Annotated in this window: 19 protein-coding genes; 6 read left to right on the top strand and 13 right to left on the bottom strand. The window is 53.5% G+C overall.

The window, feature by feature from the left end; all coding sequences use genetic code 11:
• Both NTE_RS12320 and NTE_RS12315 read right to left on the bottom strand, forming a co-directional pair.
• Nucleotides 1-1,437: an ATP-binding protein gene (locus tag NTE_RS12320; RefSeq protein ID WP_148701286.1), complete on the bottom strand. Its 1,437-nt coding sequence runs from the start codon at nt 1,435-1,437 to the stop codon at nt 1-3.
• Nucleotides 1,434-2,444, bottom strand: coding sequence for a DNA double-strand break repair nuclease NurA (locus NTE_RS12315; protein WP_148701285.1), 1,011 nt, complete (start codon nt 2,442-2,444; stop codon nt 1,434-1,436). Before NTE_RS12315 ends, NTE_RS12320 begins: the two co-directional genes overlap by 4 nt.
• 47 nt (nt 2,445-2,491) lie before the next feature.
• On the opposite strand from NTE_RS12315, the gene NTE_RS12310 reads away from it, so the two are divergent.
• Nucleotides 2,492-3,058, top strand: coding sequence for a hypothetical protein (locus tag NTE_RS12310; RefSeq protein ID WP_148701284.1), 567 nt, complete (start codon nt 2,492-2,494; stop codon nt 3,056-3,058).
• On the opposite strand, the gene NTE_RS12305 is transcribed toward NTE_RS12310, so the two are convergent.
• The 9 genes from NTE_RS12305 to NTE_RS12265 all read right to left on the bottom strand — a co-directional run bounded on the left by NTE_RS12305 (nt 3,045) and on the right by NTE_RS12265 (nt 10,577).
• Nucleotides 3,045-3,557 carry a hypothetical protein gene (locus NTE_RS12305; protein WP_148701283.1) on the bottom strand — a complete coding sequence of 171 codons (513 nt, stop codon included), beginning with the start codon at nt 3,555-3,557 and terminating at the stop codon, nt 3,045-3,047. The genes NTE_RS12310 and NTE_RS12305 overlap by 14 nt on opposite strands.
• Before the next feature lie 27 nt (nt 3,558-3,584).
• Nucleotides 3,585-4,232 (bottom strand): CPBP family intramembrane glutamic endopeptidase, encoded by a 648-nt coding sequence (locus tag NTE_RS12300; protein WP_148701282.1) that lies wholly within the window; start codon nt 4,230-4,232, stop codon nt 3,585-3,587.
• Nucleotides 4,233-4,291: 59 nt separating this feature from the next.
• Entirely contained in the window at nt 4,292-4,624 is a 333-nt protein-coding gene (locus tag NTE_RS12295) for a hypothetical protein (protein ID WP_148701281.1), read from the bottom strand.
• Entirely contained in the window at nt 4,621-6,531 is a 1,911-nt protein-coding gene (gene gatE / locus NTE_RS12290) for a Glu-tRNA(Gln) amidotransferase subunit GatE (RefSeq protein WP_148701280.1), read from the bottom strand. The genes NTE_RS12295 and gatE overlap by 4 nt, the downstream gene beginning before the upstream one ends.
• Before the next feature lie 59 nt (nt 6,532-6,590).
• Nucleotides 6,591-7,928, bottom strand: coding sequence for a Glu-tRNA(Gln) amidotransferase subunit GatD (gene gatD / locus NTE_RS12285; RefSeq protein ID WP_226986997.1), 1,338 nt, complete (start codon nt 7,926-7,928; stop codon nt 6,591-6,593).
• An 88-nt stretch (nt 7,929-8,016) separates the two neighbouring features.
• Nucleotides 8,017-8,388, bottom strand: a complete 372-nt coding sequence (locus NTE_RS12280; RefSeq protein WP_148701278.1) for a hypothetical protein — start codon at nt 8,386-8,388, stop codon at nt 8,017-8,019.
• A 129-nt stretch (nt 8,389-8,517) separates the two neighbouring features.
• On the bottom strand, nt 8,518-8,904 hold the full coding sequence (locus tag NTE_RS12275; protein ID WP_148701277.1) for a hypothetical protein: 387 nt from the start codon (nt 8,902-8,904) through the stop codon (nt 8,518-8,520).
• A 39-nt stretch (nt 8,905-8,943) separates the two neighbouring features.
• A complete protein-coding gene (locus tag NTE_RS12270) occupies nt 8,944-9,489 on the bottom strand; it encodes a nicotinamide-nucleotide adenylyltransferase (RefSeq protein ID WP_148701276.1) in 546 nt (181 codons plus the stop codon).
• A 65-nt stretch (nt 9,490-9,554) separates the two neighbouring features.
• Nucleotides 9,555-10,577 carry a TIGR03557 family F420-dependent LLM class oxidoreductase gene (locus NTE_RS12265; protein ID WP_148701275.1) on the bottom strand — a complete coding sequence of 341 codons (1,023 nt, stop codon included), beginning with the start codon at nt 10,575-10,577 and terminating at the stop codon, nt 9,555-9,557.
• A 110-nt stretch (nt 10,578-10,687) separates the two neighbouring features.
• Between NTE_RS12265 and rtcA the strand changes: the two genes are divergently transcribed.
• The gene (gene rtcA, locus NTE_RS12260; RefSeq protein WP_148701274.1) at nt 10,688-11,752 is read left to right on the top strand and encodes an RNA 3'-terminal phosphate cyclase; all 1,065 of its coding nucleotides are present in this window, start codon (nt 10,688-10,690) and stop codon (nt 11,750-11,752) included.
• Here the strand turns inward: rtcA and NTE_RS12255 are convergent.
• The gene (locus tag NTE_RS12255; protein ID WP_148701273.1) at nt 11,749-12,246 is read right to left on the bottom strand and encodes a CopD family protein; all 498 of its coding nucleotides are present in this window, start codon (nt 12,244-12,246) and stop codon (nt 11,749-11,751) included. The genes rtcA and NTE_RS12255 overlap by 4 nt on opposite strands.
• An 83-nt stretch (nt 12,247-12,329) precedes the next feature.
• Here NTE_RS12255 and NTE_RS12250 point away from each other — a divergent pair, with 83 nt between their 5' ends.
• Nucleotides 12,330-12,824 carry a hypothetical protein gene (locus tag NTE_RS12250; RefSeq protein ID WP_148701272.1) on the top strand — a complete coding sequence of 165 codons (495 nt, stop codon included), beginning with the start codon at nt 12,330-12,332 and terminating at the stop codon, nt 12,822-12,824.
• A 145-nt stretch (nt 12,825-12,969) separates the two neighbouring features.
• Here NTE_RS12250 and NTE_RS12245 read toward each other — a convergent pair whose 3' ends face one another.
• Nucleotides 12,970-13,401: a hypothetical protein gene (locus NTE_RS12245; protein ID WP_148701271.1), complete on the bottom strand. Its 432-nt coding sequence runs from the start codon at nt 13,399-13,401 to the stop codon at nt 12,970-12,972.
• An 87-nt stretch (nt 13,402-13,488) separates the two neighbouring features.
• Here NTE_RS12245 and NTE_RS12240 point away from each other — a divergent pair, with 87 nt between their 5' ends.
• The 3 genes from NTE_RS12240 to NTE_RS12230 all read left to right on the top strand — a co-directional run bounded on the left by NTE_RS12240 (nt 13,489) and on the right by NTE_RS12230 (nt 15,701).
• The gene (locus tag NTE_RS12240) at nt 13,489-13,902 is read left to right on the top strand and encodes a winged helix-turn-helix transcriptional regulator (protein WP_158385539.1); all 414 of its coding nucleotides are present in this window, start codon (nt 13,489-13,491) and stop codon (nt 13,900-13,902) included.
• 217 nt (nt 13,903-14,119) lie between these two features.
• Entirely contained in the window at nt 14,120-14,704 is a 585-nt protein-coding gene (locus tag NTE_RS12235) for a putative antibiotic biosynthesis monooxygenase (protein ID WP_148701269.1), read from the top strand.
• A 37-nt stretch (nt 14,705-14,741) separates the two neighbouring features.
• A complete protein-coding gene (locus NTE_RS12230) occupies nt 14,742-15,701 on the top strand; it encodes a transcription initiation factor IIB (RefSeq protein ID WP_148701268.1) in 960 nt (319 codons plus the stop codon).
• The last annotated feature ends 8 nt before the right edge of the window (nt 15,702-15,709 follow it).

Raw genomic sequence — 15,709 nt, 5'->3', positions numbered from 1 at the left:
CTATTTCTTGAAGAACCTTTTCGTCTCGCCGAGGGCAAGCACTTCTGCGGCAGCCACCTTGACTACAACCGGCAGGTCGCACACCGCCTTGCCGATTGCAAGGCACTGCCGCTGAGGCAGCGTCCGCACGATGGATCGTATCGTGTCGCTGTCTGCCAGGGATACCTTGGCTATCTTGTCAAGGTCCGAGTCGTTCGTAAAGTTGAACAGGAAAATGTTGTCCACCTGCCTGTAGATTCCGTCGTTTATAGCGTCGGGCTGGTTCGTTACAAACGTCGTGTACACGCCAAAGTGCCTCATGCGCGTGATGAGGTCTTCCCAGTACGTCTCGCGGATATACAAATGAGCCTCCTCTGCAAAGAGAAATATCGGCGGGATGGCCTTTCTCTCTAGCAGGTCTACTATTTTGCTCAGCACGAGTTCAACCGTCATCCGGCGCGTGGTTCCCGACGACTCGCCCATGTTTATCACCATTGCCGCGCCGCCTGACTTCATGGCTTCCTCAAAACGAAAGCCCGCATTGCCGTTGTCGGTGAACAGGCGCGACTGCTGTATTGAATGATACCTTGAAACAAGCGCATCGCGCACAAGCTCGTTGATGTTCCACGTATTTATGGCATTTCCAATTGCCTCGATGCCAAGCGTGCGCTTGTTCTCAAGCCAGTCCCAAATCCGGAAAAACTCGCGCATCGAAGCGGCCGGGATGTCAAGCGCGTTTTTCAACATGCCGGCCACCGCGGCTTTTCCGCAGTAGTCAAGCGAAAACTGCAATCCCTTGCCTGGTTCCAGAACCATCACCCTGTCGTGCACCTGAGAGGGCGTGCCGTCGCGGTTCCACCGCAGGCCGCTGTACTCGTTGTTGAGGTCAAACACCACCACAAAGGCGCCATGCTGCACGAGCGTTTTTACGAGCAGTTTTGACAGGTGCGACTTGCCAGACTCTTTTTTGCCCGTTATTATGGTCAGCTTGCCGTCAAGGTCCTCTGCAAATATCTCGAAATCCTCGTTGTCGCCGGCCCGCCCAAGCGGGATGGGATAGACGCCTGACCTGCCAAGGAGCGCGTCAAGCTCTTTTGCCTTTAGCCTGCGTATGCGCGACTCTACCCGCGAAGGAAGCCACGTCACGTCGCTTGCCAGCCTGCCGTCGGCAACTGCCGCCCTTATTTTGGCCTTGAATATCCTTGCGTCCCTGACTAAACGCGAGAGCGAGCCTATGTTGAGCGGGTCGTGCAGATTCTCGGCGCTTGTCGCGTTTACTACCTCTTCTTTGACAATGTCCTCGACCAGTGCCTGCGACGACAAATATTCTTCGTCATAAACCTGCACCACCATGCTCCTTCCCCTGTCCTCGATGAGCAAATAGTCGCCCTTTGCCGCGCTGTCGTCCTTCATCGCAAGCAGCAACAGCTCGTTGCCGTTCTTTGACAGGATCTTCATACCATTATCGACCCCAAGAGCGTGTGCCTGATGTCGTCGGCGGCAAGCTCTGTCACGTCATAGCTGTTGAGCACGTGGCTGCGCAGGCACGTCACCTCCGTGTTTGTAAAGGTAGAGATGTGGTGCGCAAGCCTAAGCGTTTCAGGGTAGCCGCACGCAATAGGGTCGTTGCCAAGCAGCCTGCCAAGTGCCTGGTTCTTGTCGCCCACTATGTCGACCCTCAGAACAGGCGTGCTCTTGTCGAGTTTTGCCATCAGGTTGTTTCCAACGGAGCCCCTGACCAGGCTCTTTATGATGACGTCTACCTCAATATACGCCGGCCCCGGCACCTTGGCAAGAGGCGCCGCCGCCCTTTCAAGTATCTTTAGTTTCGTGTTCTTGCTGATGCCTGCAATGAGGTTCTTGTGGAGCACGCAGTTTTCCGCGATTTTTGCCATGCTGCGGTTTCTGTCCTCAAACACCGAGGTGCGAAGCGACCCGTCCACCAGGATTATGGCGTTGTGCAGATGAGACGATAGCTCGTGCTGTATTGCGCGCTCGGCCCTGACCCGCACGAGGCGCCGGGCGATGTCGCTGTCTGCAAGAACCAGCCTTGCCAGCCTGTCGTCAAGCTCCGAGTCAAACACCGTGCTCTCGCTCAGGTAGAACAACATCGGGCCAATCTTGAAGTGCATAAGCGCCGCTCCGCCATAGGCCATCGCAATGCCGCACTTTATCGCGTACAGCGCGCCCTCCTCCGTCTCGGCCAGCTTGATGCTGCTTGAATCGATGGCGGCAACCATCGTGCTTTCGCGGATGGGCCTGAAAGTGGTTATTGTTGTTGCGCAATAGCTGGAAGGTCTTGCGCCCCACCCTTCAGCGGGCACGAGGGTCTTGTCGTCAGAACTAAAGAGGATCTTTTTTCCTCTCAACTCGTCCAGTTTGGGCGTGAGGCACTTGCTCACCGATTCCATGATTCCAAAGTCGCCGAGGCTGATGCTTGCAGGCGGATTTAATTGCGTGGCCATGTTGGTCAACAATAAATGCGGGCACAATTATATTAATATTGCGCAACATGAACAATATGGTCAGCAACAGGTTTATCAATAGCTTTGCAAACGGATTGACTGTGAGCGAGGCGACCCGCCAGTCGCTGGACGAGGTCAAAATAAAGCTGAAACACGGCGAGTGGGAGATAGAAATCACGTGCCTTGAGAGCAAGGTCAAGCAGGTCGTCGAAACCGTCTTGTCAAGCCTTGACTCGGCCAAGATAGTGGACCCTGCAATCCGGGGCCAGATTGACGAGCTGCGCCGCGAGATTGATGCGCTAAAGTCAAGGTCTCTTGTTGACGTCCGTCCTTCTGTTGTCTCTAATGACACCAAAACCATCGCAAAGGGTGGCATGACCTGCCGGGGCCTCCTTGAAACGCTGTGGGTTGAAGGATATTTTGCAAGCGAAAAATCGCTTGGCGACGTGCATGAAGAGCTGTCAAGGCGCGGCTACAACTATGACCGAACAGCAGTGTCGCACTCGCTTACCGACATGGTGCGGGAAAACATCATGACAAGAAACGGCACCATGCGCAACTACCGCTACATCCAGAAAAGGCCGCCAAGCGAAGTTACTGCTACGCCCGGCTGACCTTCTTTTCAACTATTGAGTTTAGCCAGTGTATTCCTGCTGTCGTTATCCTGTACTTGCCCGGCTCTTTTTCGTCGCGTGCCACGTGGCCTGCCTTTACCATCTCTGATATTCTGGAGCTGATGGACTTGGGGTTCAGCGCTGTCGCCGACTGAATCTCTGACACCTGCATCGCGTCGTCCTGCGCCTTGCCAGTGTCTTTTGCTATCCTTGCAGAAACCAGCTGTAGCGCCACCATGTCCTTGTCCGACAGCCTTGCGTCAGAGGAATCGGGTATGACGCGAGGCCCCTCCGGCGTTATTTTCACGAGGTGCGCGTACCTGCTTATCAGCTCTGTCACTTCATAGTTGAGCGAGATCCTCTTGGCAAGGTCCATGGAAGGCACCTGCTTTGAGAGAAAGTTAAACACAGAGGCCATCACCGAGTCGGCGGTGCCGGAGAACTGCACCTTGACGTCGCCCACGGTGACGGAAACACTGACGGTTTCAGGCTGGCTCATTTCGTTTTAACACTTGCCGCCACATATTTATTGAATTCGGCCGGTTGCGGCTTGCTCTCTTTTCTTGCGCCACCTGTACAGCACGTACGTGCCGGCCAAGAGCGCGGCAGAAAGCCCTGCCATGAGAAAATTAGTGAATGGGTCGGGTTCCAGCATGGTGCAGTTGATGTCTCCGCCCCAGCACCCTGCCGCAAAAAATATGCCGTTCCACGCAGAGTGGACCACCACGGAGAACCATCCCTTGCCACTTGCCCACGTCCTGAGGCTAAAGAAAAGCGACGGAATTACAAACAGCCAGTTGCCAAACGCAAGGCTTGCAAGCTCGATGTTTGGAGTGTTGAATATGTGCAGGACCGCCCACATTGCGCCCGTGACAATCACCGCGTGCGAGCTGTTGAACACGTAGAACGGCACGCCAAAAAACACTGTTTCTTCAAGCGGGCCTGCCGAAAGCACGCCGATGAGCGAGCGGGGGATGTCCGGTTCCTGGTAGCCGGGGATGATTTGCTCAAGTATGAGAGTGCCGGCGACAAGCAGGCCGACTCCTATCCCGTGGTAGAACAGGAGCATCTTGACTAGGTAGCCGATAGAGTTCCTGCGGTATTTTGTCAGCCACGTGCGCGGGTTGAAATCGGCTTTTTCGTCTGCAAACCGCCCTCTTTTTGCTTCCGCCACTGCAAGTGCCTAGGGCTTTGTACCAATCTAAAGATGTTTCTGGCTATGGTTACACATTGCTACATCCAGTCTTCCCACGCCGATGCATATCTTTTCAGCAGCGTAAAAGCCGCAGGCGAAATAGCATTTGATTTCATGGTCATTACCTGCGCTATTGAATCTATGAAAAGCCTGAGAGGGCTTGGCACCCTTTCAAGGGCCATCATGTCCTTTTCGCATTCGTGCACGATTTTCTCAGTCTCTGCAAGATACAAACGAGAAATAGAGTCAAGTATCTTCTGGACTTGTTCCCTTGGGACCGACTCGGCAGACAGCTGCTTGCCGAGGTTCTCGGAATTTACCGCAAGCGATTCGGTATAGTGGTCCCTTACCGGCTTTGGCCTGTGGCTCATTTTTTGCCACTGCCGACCATCTTTTCCAGCTTTTCTTTCAGCATCGCGTTTATCTTTTGCCCGTCGGCTTTGCCCCGAAGGATTGCCATGCTCCTTCCCATGAGCATTGAAAGGGCGCCCATGCCCTTTTCCCTTACCTGCGCCATGTTGTCGCCTATCACCTTGTCAAGTGCGAAGGCAAGCTCGTCGTCGCTTATGGAGGAGACGCCAAGTGCCTTTACCGCGTCATCGACCGTGCCTGCCTCCTTTTTCATCAGCTTTTCAAAGATGAGTATCACCGACTCTTTTGCTATCTGGCCTGCGTCAAGTTTTGCAAACACCTCTGCGATTATCTGGTCTGTCAGCGCCGCCGGGTCAAGGCCCTGCCTCTGCAGGCTGGTGATGTCCTCCGTCAGCTTGGACGCGACAAACGTCGGCTGCACCTTTGTGCTTGCGACAACCTGCTCAAACACTGAAAGGTAGTCCGAGTCAAAGATCTGGCTTGCCAGCTTTTTGTTCATGCTGTATTTCTTGGCTATGGCATCCACTACCTCGTCCCACGGCCTTGGAACCTTGCCTGAAAGAGCGTCAAGCATCTTGCCGGTGACCGGGATCGTTGGTATGTCTGTCTCTGGATACATCCTTGCAGCGCCCGGCCGGGGCCTGCTGAACACCGTCCTGCCGTCCAGAGTTGCCGCCCTCGTCTCCGCCGGGACGCCGTCAAGCGCGGCAGCTAGCCTGCGGACTATGGCGTCAGTGGCAAAGGATACCTTTTCTTCCGGCCCGCCTACGATTACAAACGCATCATTGCCGCCAAGGTCCAGCCTTGCTCTTACAGATTCGACTTCTTCCTTTGTGATGCCATAGTTTGGAAGCTCGTCAGAGTGGAACACGCCTCCAAGGTCGTAAAAGCGCACAAGCTCGCCAAGCTCCTTTCCAAGCCTGATGCCTGGGTACGGCTCGTACCCTATCATCCCTGCAAAGCCTCTGACACGTATTGCACGGAAAACCGGCCTTATTCCTTCAAAGATCTTTTTCACTACTTTTGACTGCGACTTTGACAAAAGGTCTGTAACGTCTTCGACCCTGTCGCCTATCCCGTCTTTTGCAATCTTGTTTTCCTTGAGCTTTTCAGCAATGAGGACAAAGCCATGCTGCCTTGTCGCCTCATGCTCGATAACTTTGATCAGCTGGTCCAGCTGCTGGACGCCCTTTACCTCGACCACAGCGCCTCCAAGAATAGAGACGTTGACGTCCTGCCTGATACTGCCGAGCCCGCGCGCGACCCGCTTGCTTGCGCGAAGGAGCCTGCCAAGCGTGAGTGCCACCTGCATTATTTCATCGGGCTTGCCAGTGACCGGCTCTAGCGCGATTTCAACTAATGGGACTCCAAGCCTGTCAAGGCCGTATTTCTTGATTTGCTTATCATCGCCAAGTGCCTTGGACGCGTCTTCTTCAAGGCAGATGCTCTGCACGCCGACCTTTTTCCCGGAAACGTCAAGGTAGCCGCCGGAAGCGACAAGCATGGTGCGCTGAAAACCGCTGGTGTTAGAGCCGTCAATAACTATTTTGCGCATGACGTGGACCTCGTCCATGACGCGGGAATGCAGCGCAAGAGCAAACACGAGCGCTGTCTCTAGCGCCTCCGGGTTTACCTCGTGCGGAGGCTCCTCGTCTGCCTCTACAAGGCAGCTCGTTCCTGCCGATGCATGGTACTCTGCCAGGCGCATCTTGGAAAACTCGAACATTGCCGCAGGGTCGTAGGCGCCAAGCTCGCTCTGCGTCGGGCGCAGCCTGCGTACGAACGTGCGGCCGTAGGTCTCTGCCTCTGCGCATGAGCAGTTGCAGAACAGCTTGCTCTTTGTCGCAAGCTGCTGATGAATCTCAAAGCCTACCTTGAGGTCAAGCGACGATAAGTCTGTTGTCACTGCATGAAAAATTGCCCCTGTGCACGTATAAAGCCTTGCCTGCTATTACTGCTACTGGATTAAATTGGGATGGCTGACGACATCTCGCCGGCAAGGTTTTCCTGCATTGTTTTTTTGAGGTCCTGCGTGTTGGCAAGCGCCCACATCGCCTTGACAACCGCAGTTTCAGATATCATGTCCGACAGCGGGACGACTCCGATGTCAAGCAGGTCGCGGCCCGTGTCATAGACTGTCATACTGACCCTGCCCCAGATGCACTGCGACGTCATGAACATGTGCACTCCCTTTTCCGCGGCCTCTTTTAGGACTCCGAACAGGTTCTTGTTGACGTGGCCAAGGCCCGTACCTTCAAACACTATCGCTCCGCACTCTTTGGAAATCAGCCAGTAGACAAGCGTAGGGTCAAAGCCGGGGTGGTATTTTACCAGCGCCACCCTGCTGTCAAACGACGATTGCAGGTTCAGTTTCCCCTTGCCTCTTGGCACAAGATCGATGCCGCTTTGCTTTTGCATCTCTACCCTGCCGTCCTTTACCAGTGCAACAGGCGTCACGTCTATCGACTCAAACGCGTCGCGCCTGCTCGTGTGGTTCTTTCTAACACGCGTCCCGATGTGGACGGCCACGGCGTCGTCAGAGGTGCCTGCGTGCATCGCAACAAACACGCCTGCCACCGGAGCCTTTGCCGCAAAAGTGGTTGCGCCAATCAGGTTCAATGCCGCGTCCGACGACGGCCTGTCCGATGACCTCTGCGCGCCGACAAGCACCACCGGGATTGGCAGGCCCTGCAGGGCAAAGCTGAGCGCCGACGCGGTGTAGTGCATCGTGTCGGTGCCGTGCGAAACTATAATGCCGTCGTACCTGCCGGACCGGACTTTATCGGCAATCCTGTCCGCCATTATTGTCCAGTGCCCGGGGTTTATGTTCTCGCTGTACTCGCTCATGAGCACCTCCGGGTCCACGGAGGCAATGCTGGCAAGCTCGGGCACGGACGCGTACAGCTCTTCTGCCGACAATGCCGCCCTGACTCCTCCCGTCCTGTAGTCTATCTTGCTTGCTATCGTTCCTCCTGTGCTGATGAGCGCGATTTTTGGGAGCTTGACATCTTCTTGTTTGGAAGGCGGGCTCGGCTGTTGTTGTTGCGTAACTTTTGTTGCCGCAGTCCCGGCAGCGCCTGCGATCTTTGTTATCGATTTTATCTTGGCTGCTTCGATTCCGGTGTTGTAGCCGCTTTTCAGCTTTATCACAATGTAACTGTCGCTTGCCGACTCGTAGCGCGGCATGAGGACGCCTGTCATCGTCTCTCCGCCGTCAATCGATATCGAGACAGTGTCGCCGGCGGAGACACCATGCTTTGACAGCAGTTCTGCACCTGCCCCCCTGTACGAGCCGCTTGACAATATATTTTCAGAATTCGCTTGCTGGTTATATTAATTTAATAATATTGGATTTTTTCTTCTTTCCAGCTGCCTGCCGCCATAATCATCATCAAAAGTCCGAAGATCCGCCTGCGCTGTACGGGCTGCCCTTGATAGATACCACGTAGTCAAGGTCGTTTATCCGCTTCAAGAGTTCTAGATCCAGTGCATGTGTCACGATGATCTTGGTATTTTGAAGATAAAAGCCGGGCGCCATGCCTGTCACGTTCAGTATGTCGTTCCTGATAGAGTCTATCTTTTGGCCCGGTTTGATGACTGTTTCCAGAGTATAGATTGGCCTCTTTTCTGTTTTTTCGCGAATTATCAATCCCACTACCAGCCGTGGATCTACTTTTGGAAATGCTGCCTTCAGCGCATCGTCAAGCGTGTTAAACTTGTCCACAACTTCTTGTATTGTTGCTGATGTTGTAGTAGTGCTCATAATTTATCGGAATTGTACTCTTGACGCAATTATAATAGCCTGTTGACCGCAAATCCAGTGCTGCGTGGGCCAATTTCTGTAAATGCTAGAGTATCTCTGGTTTTTGCGTCACACACACATACGTGCGCTCTACACCGGGGAGCGCTCGGCGATCTCGATGTTGCGCTCTTCGAGGATCTTTAGCACGGCTTTTTCTATGTCCTTTGTCGTGATGTAGCCAAAATCCCACGCGTCGATAAAGTTGCGGTACTCTCCTTCAAGGATTTTGGCGGTATCCTGAAACTCGGCCATCTTGGCAAGCGTGTCCGGCGAGCGGAACCCTTTTGCCACCATTATCGGGCAGCGCTGGTCTCCGCCTATCGGGATGTACCACGCGTTCTTGGCAAACTCGTACCTGCCGTCCTTTATCATGGTGTACATGCGCATGAGCTCGTCATTTGACAGCTTGGCCAGGTCTGCGTACCAAAGCTCCTCTGCGACTGGCTTTTGTTGCACTTCTGACGATGATTTGCCCAACAACACATGATCTTTCGCACTAGCTAGTCATATAACTTTCTAGTGATGATTGTGATTATGATGGTGATAGTCTTGCTGCGTGACTGCCTTTACTCTTTCAACGCCGTCTATCTGCTCTATGGCCTTGGCGACAGCTGCCGGCACCAATTCCTGCCACTTTTCGCCTTCTGCCATCCTGCGCCTCACCTCTGTCGCCATAAGCCTGCTGCGCTCCTGCAGGGGAGGCTCTACTGTCTTGACGCCTCGCTCTCGGAACAAAAAGAGCGTGAAAGGGTCGTTTACAAACACGATGTTGTATGCCGGTACGAGCATGTCGACCTGCCGTGTCCAGAGCGAATGAACGTCGACATCCGGTACGGGTATCGTCATTATCCTGCCCATGTCGACACCATCGTCGGCCTTTAGCGCCGCCCTTATCATTGCGATGCGCTCGCCGGCGGTAAACGGGTTTCTCTGCTCGTGGCTCTTTTGCGCGCTGCCGACCACAATGACAAGGTCGTCCACGGATTTTAGCGCAAACTTGACAGTCGCAAGGTGGCCCAGGTGGAAGGGCTGAAACCTGCCGACAAAGAGGCCTGTGGTCATGTGTGGCATCCTCCCTTGTGCGGGCGCTAATTTAAAGACATTTTTTAGCTACGTTGTATATGTCGTTATGCTTCTGCAGTGGTCACGCGCTCGCCTGCAGCGCCCTCAAGTGCAGGCGCTATCTGCCCTGCCACCAGCTCGATAAGCTTGGACCTATCGGGGCTTGAATTTACCAGGATGATGTCGGTAAAGCCAAGGTCTGCGTATTTCTGCAGTTTCTTTATCCCTTCCTCTGCGCTTGATATCACGGGCATCATCTTTTCTATCGTGTCGTTTCCGACCGCCTGACCGTTTTCTTCAATGTCGCGGGGGTCCGGATAGTTGACGTCGAAAAACGCCTTTATCATGGCGCCCTTCCAGTAGCCCATTGATTCCAGCGCTTTTTGCTTGTCCTCGTCGTACGAAGCAGGCATGAGCACGGCCTTTAGCATCGAGTCAGGGTCCTTGCCCGCCTGCCTTGCTCCCTGTTCAAACGCAGGGAGCAGCCGCTCCTTTATCAGGGTGGAGTTCACCTCGTTTGTTACAAGCCCGTCGCTCTCTGCCCCCGCAAGCTCTGCCGACTGCCTGCCAAGCGCAGCCACGTACAGCGGTATCTTGGTCTCCGGCTTGGTGTACAGGTTTGACTTTTTTATCGTGTAATAAGTGCCCTCAAAATCCACCCAGTCCTCGCTCCACAGCCTCTTAATTACCTGCATCGCCTCTTTCAGCCTTCCAAGCCTCTCCGGGTACGGAGGCCACTGGTTGCCTGTTGGGACCTCGTTGAGCGACTCGCCAGTACCGACCGTGAGAAACGTCCTGCCTGGAAACATGTTGTCAAGCGTGGCAAACACCTGCGCGACTATTGCAGGGTTGTAGCGCAGGATGGGGGCCGTGACGGACGTGCCTACCTGTATGTCGTCTGTTCGGGCAAGGGCCGCGCCAAGCCACGGCCACGTCGCGCCGCCGGCCGCGCCTGTGTGCCACCACGGCATGTAGTGGTCGCTTGACCAGCACCGCTCAAGGCCGTTTTCCTCCATCAATGCCACGTCTTTTAGCAGGTCCCTTGAATTTACCTGCTCGTGCGCCACCATGAAAGATATCCTGACCATTACTGGGAAAGCTCGGCACGAAATTCTAAAGGAGTTTTGCTTGCACGCTTTTTGCCGTTCAACAACTAATAAGAGAGCGCCTGTGAAAAAATCACACACATCATCCAGGCATGAAACCACCGACAATAATAAAGATCGACGGGTCGCAGGGCGAAGGTGGAGGCCAGATACTGCGTACTGCGATCTCGCTTTCTGCAGTGACAGGCACGCCAGTTGAAATAACCGGAATTCGGGCCAAGAGGGAAAACCCCGGCCTGCGCCCCTCGCACCTTGCCGCGGTAAAGGTTGTTGCAGACCTGTTTGGCGCCAAGGTGGAAAACCTGCAGGTTGGAGCCGACTGGGTGCGCTTTTCTCCTGCCAAAGGCAAGTTCGCCGGCGGCCCGTGCAAGGTGGACATTGGCACCGCCGGGAGCATATCGCTCACGCTGATGGCTGCAATTCCTGCAGTCTCGCTGTCTGGAAACAGCCTTGAAATCGAGATAACGGGAGGCACCGACGTCAGGGCAAGCCCTACCATCGACTATTTGCGGTACGTCGTGTCAGAGGCGTACAGGAGCGTAGGGATCAAGTTCTCGCTGGACGTGCTGAAGAGGGGCTACTATCCAAAGGGCGGTGGTATTGTAAAGGCGACGATAGAGCCGTGCGGCGAGCCTGCGCCCGCAGAATTTGTAAACGGCAGGGCGGTTGCGCCCCGGATAACAAGCGTATGCAGCCAGCTTCCAAAGCACGTGGCCGAAAGGCAGATTTCGTCGGCCCTCTTGAGCCTTGAAAAGAGCGGGGTCAAGTGCACCAACTACACGGCGTCGTTTGAGACTGCGCTTTCGCCGGGCACGTCCGTACTGGTTTATTCTGTCTCTGATTTTGGCGGGCCCTTTGTGGGGGGCGATTCTATAGGCGAGGTTGGCAAGCGCGCCGAGCAGGTGGGACAGGAGGCTGCCGCAAGATACCTGGAAAGCACGCTTGCAGAGGCTGCGGTCGACCCTTTCCTTGCAGACATGCTCGTCCTGCCGCTTTGCCTTGCAAAGGGCGTGTCAAGATACAGGACGTCTAAAGTCACGGAGCACCTGCGTACAAACCTGCAGGTCGCAAGCCAGATAGTAGCAGGCTGCAGGTACAATATCGCCCAGCCGCCGGGCAAGAACGAATCCGTGATAACAATAGAAGGCGCCTACTAGAACCCGCCGCTGTCCAAGAGCGCGGCAAGCAAGAGTATCGCTATTGACAAAAATACTATTATCCTTCCAAGGTGGATTATTTTGGAGCGCACTGACTGCACGTACACGGCGCCGGCGTTTCCAGACAGGATCCTGCGCTCCATGTCAGCGTTTAGCGTGCGCACGTGGACGACGTACGCGCCCACGGTTGCAAGCACCAGTATTATCTTTATCAAAAGCAGGATGCCATAGTTAGAGTCCACAAGCGCGCCGGGGTCTGACATGAACGCCCTTGCGTTGTATATACCAGACACGATGAGGATTGCAAACGCAGGCACGGTCACCTTGTTGAACTGCCTGCCCAGCTTGACCATCAGGCCGACAAGCTCTTCGACAGACTTGGTGTGCGATCTCAGCACAGGCACCGCGACCGCCGCGATAAAGATAGAGCCTCCCACCCATATTGACGCGCAGATCAGGTGCACCCACGTGACAAGGCCGTCCGCAACAGCCAATACCAGAGCCACGCTCTAGCATTATATTATCGATGCTGCTAGAGGAGGAAAGGTTTTAATGCGCACCCCGAAGAGCATAGCCCGTGCTTATAGGCCCGCGTAGAGCCCTGCTCATCGGCGTGATTGCCGCCGTCGCCGCCACCATTATCCTGGTGCCAATCATCTTTACATTAAACGCGCCCGACTTTAACCAGATTGGCGTGCGGCTCTCAAACGTGACCATTGCGGACTCGACTGAGCAGAGCATGGAGATAAAACCCATCTTTACCATAATGAACCCTACTGACGTGACGATAACGACGTCAAAGGTAGACTATGAGCTCTTTGCCGACGGCGTGTCTCTGGGCTCGCACACCCTGTCGTACGAGGATGTCCCGCTCAACGGCAGGCCGGCGATATTCTCAGGGATGAGCGTGCCCGTGCCAGACAGCTTTACGCTCCAGTTCGACGACAAGGTGGCCGACATTTACAACAAGATAAAGGACAATCCTGACTCGATAAAGTGGCGCGCAAGCGGTACGGCACAAATCGAGTCCACCCTTACGATAGCGACAAGGGACTTTAACAACGAGATTTAAGACTTCTTTTTAAAAAAGAGTACAGTCAATCAAAGGCTCGTCCATTGTCGGCTGCTGATGAACAGATGATGAAATAAAAGCGGGAAGGAGATCTGGTGATCTCTTTGCTTGCTCGATTCACTGTGCATGCGTCATGATTTGCCAGTCATTGCAATTGCGCCCAGCGCCTCAGGCGGTACAGCGTAATCACATGCAGTGCTAGCGCAGCCGGCACCGCGACAGCGGGAATGAGAACCCACGGAAATGTCGTCATTGTCGAGGCTCCAAAATCAGGCGACGTAAGGAGGCCGAGGCTGACTGCCATTACCAGATCTGCGATGCCCAGCACGTTCCAGACTACGAGGGCGTACTTGGACCAGCTGTATCCTTTTAACAGAAAAAGGGCAAAGGGGATCGCCGTCACCCCGACCAGAATATCCCCAACTCCTGCGGGTATTCCAAAGGCAGGATGCAGGATTCCCTGGGTCACGCCCCACAGGAAAACTATGCCAGCCACCCTCCACGTTTGCAGGGCTATCAAGATATAAGTCGTGTTGTTGTACTGCGTTTGTTTTGAACGGCCATCGAGTAGTTTCATTTTCATACCTGATATCAAAAGCATAGTTTATAAGCCTCACGTAACCAGATCAATAGCTAGTCACCAGATGGAAAGTGAATGGGAAGAATGAGCGATAAAGAATGTTCAATGATAATGGAAGCCGTTTATGACATGCCTGAACTAAAGTCCTGCCCGATTGAAACGACTTTTAAAATCATAGGAAAAAGATGGACCGTTCTAATAATAAGGGAACTGCTCAGAGGCACAACGCAGTTTAACCGTTTTCTGGAAAATATAGAAGGCATAACGCCAAAGGTTCTCACAGAACGCCTGCGAGAGCTTCAACGGTTTGGAATTGTCAGGAGGCAAATCGTATCGGACTCTCCAATCAGGGTGGAGTACGGGCTGACGGATCTGGGTAAAGAATTCGAGCCGGTGTTGCTTGCCGCCGCTTCCTTTTCAATGAGGCATATGCCTACAACCGTCTTTAAGGACGGAAAGCCAAGAACGCCCGATGATATCTTGATGAGGCAGCAATAGATCCGTATTTTTTATTCTGATTGTTGTCATACATGTGATACCAACTGAACATTTCAGTAACCGATCAACACTCAAGTCATCGAGTTTTTCGGAAAATATTGAGCCAAAAATAGGCACATACCTTTGACGTGAGGAGATGAACCTCGAAGATCCGCACCGAGCACAAATGCTAAAGACGAGGTGATGCCATGAAAAGGCAAGAAGATGTGTTGTCTGTATGCATCCACATCCGCAGAATAATGATCATGGCGCAAATGATCCCGTGACCGTTATTGTGACCAGAAAAGCCAAGAAAGGCAGAATCAAGGAATTTGAGGAATGGATGGACGGCATCATCCACGAAGCCATGAAGTTTGAGGGGCACATGGGAGTACACATAATCCGGCCGTCTGATCCACCGTTGAATCGAGAATATGTCATAATCTTCCGCTTTAACACGTACGAAAACCTGGCAAAATGGGAAAGGTCTGAGATAAGAAAAGAATGGCTCAAAAAAAGCAGGGATGTGACCGAGGGCGAGCCAAAGGTCGAGATGCAAACGGGTCTTGAGTTCTGGTTCACGCCAAGTAGCGGTAGCTTGGCGGTGCCACCGCGCTACAAAATGGCGATGGTGACAGGTGCAGTTATTTTCGTTCTCCTAAGCATCTTGGTTCCACAGATACAGCTAGCCACCAAGGATCTTCCATTCCAGTTCAGGACGCTTGTAGTGGTCGCCATAATGGTGCTGCTGATGACCTACGTCGTCATGCCGTCTGTCACAAGATTGCTGAGACCGTGGCTATTCAAAAAGACGCTATTGTAAATCAATATCAAGTGGCGAACCGTAATATAGAAACACGGTGCCAGAGGATCCGTCCGAGAATCCGCAATCTGCTGCTTCTCCAGAAGAAGAAAAAGAAAAAAAGTCATCTTCTTTGCAAAATAGGCACCTGGTAACTGATCCTGAAACTGGCGAACTAATCGACATCAAGACCGGCCAGGTAATTTCCGAGAGCCCCTTACTGTCAGGCGAAAAAGAATGGCGCGCTTTTGGCACCGAAAAAGCAGGTGAACGCGCAAGAACCGGCGCGCCTGTCTCGCTTGCCCGCCAAGATCCAGACCTATCTACAATCATAGGTAAAACGAACAGGGATGCCGGGGGCAACGTCCTGGACGCCGGCGTGCGCTCAAGGATGGCAAGGCTCAGGACATGGAATGCTCGGAGTCAGAAAAGCTCGCCTTCGGAGCGAAACCTGCAGCGGGCTTTTGACATGCTTGCAAGAATGAAGGACAGGATGGCGCTATCCGATCCCGTGGTAGAAAAAGTCGCGTATCTGTACAGAAAGGCCCTGAAAAAGAAGTTGATTCAAGGAAGAACCATTGACTCTGTGCTTGCTGCGTCGATCTACATCGCAAGCAGGCAAATGGACATGCCAAGATCGCTGGAAGACGTATCTGCAAAAACAGGTGTTTCGCCCAAAGATATTGCAGGCTCTTACAGGACGCTGGTGTCCAAGCTAGACCTCAGGGTCCCGGCGACAGACCCTGTAAGGTATATAGCCAAGGTGGCAAACAACCTTGGATTCAGCGAAAACATCAAGCGCAAGGCGCTTGGAATCCTAAAGGAAGCAAATTCGAAGAACTTTATTGTTGGCAAGGATCCGACGGTGATAGCTGCTTCCGTGCTTTATGTCGCATCGCGTAATACAGGCGAATACAGGACGCAGGCAGAAATTGCAAACGCTACCGGCGTGACTGAGGCAACCGTAAGAAACAGATCAAAGGAGCCAAGAAAAAAGCTCAGGTCCAATCTGAAGTAAGCAGCTCC

The organism is Candidatus Nitrososphaera evergladensis SR1 (genome assembly GCF_000730285.1).
Lineage (GTDB): Archaea > Thermoproteota > Nitrososphaeria > Nitrososphaerales > Nitrososphaeraceae > Nitrososphaera > Nitrososphaera evergladensis.
The sequence above is the reverse complement of the archived record's forward strand: the minus strand, read 5'-3'. Positions and strand labels throughout refer to the sequence as shown.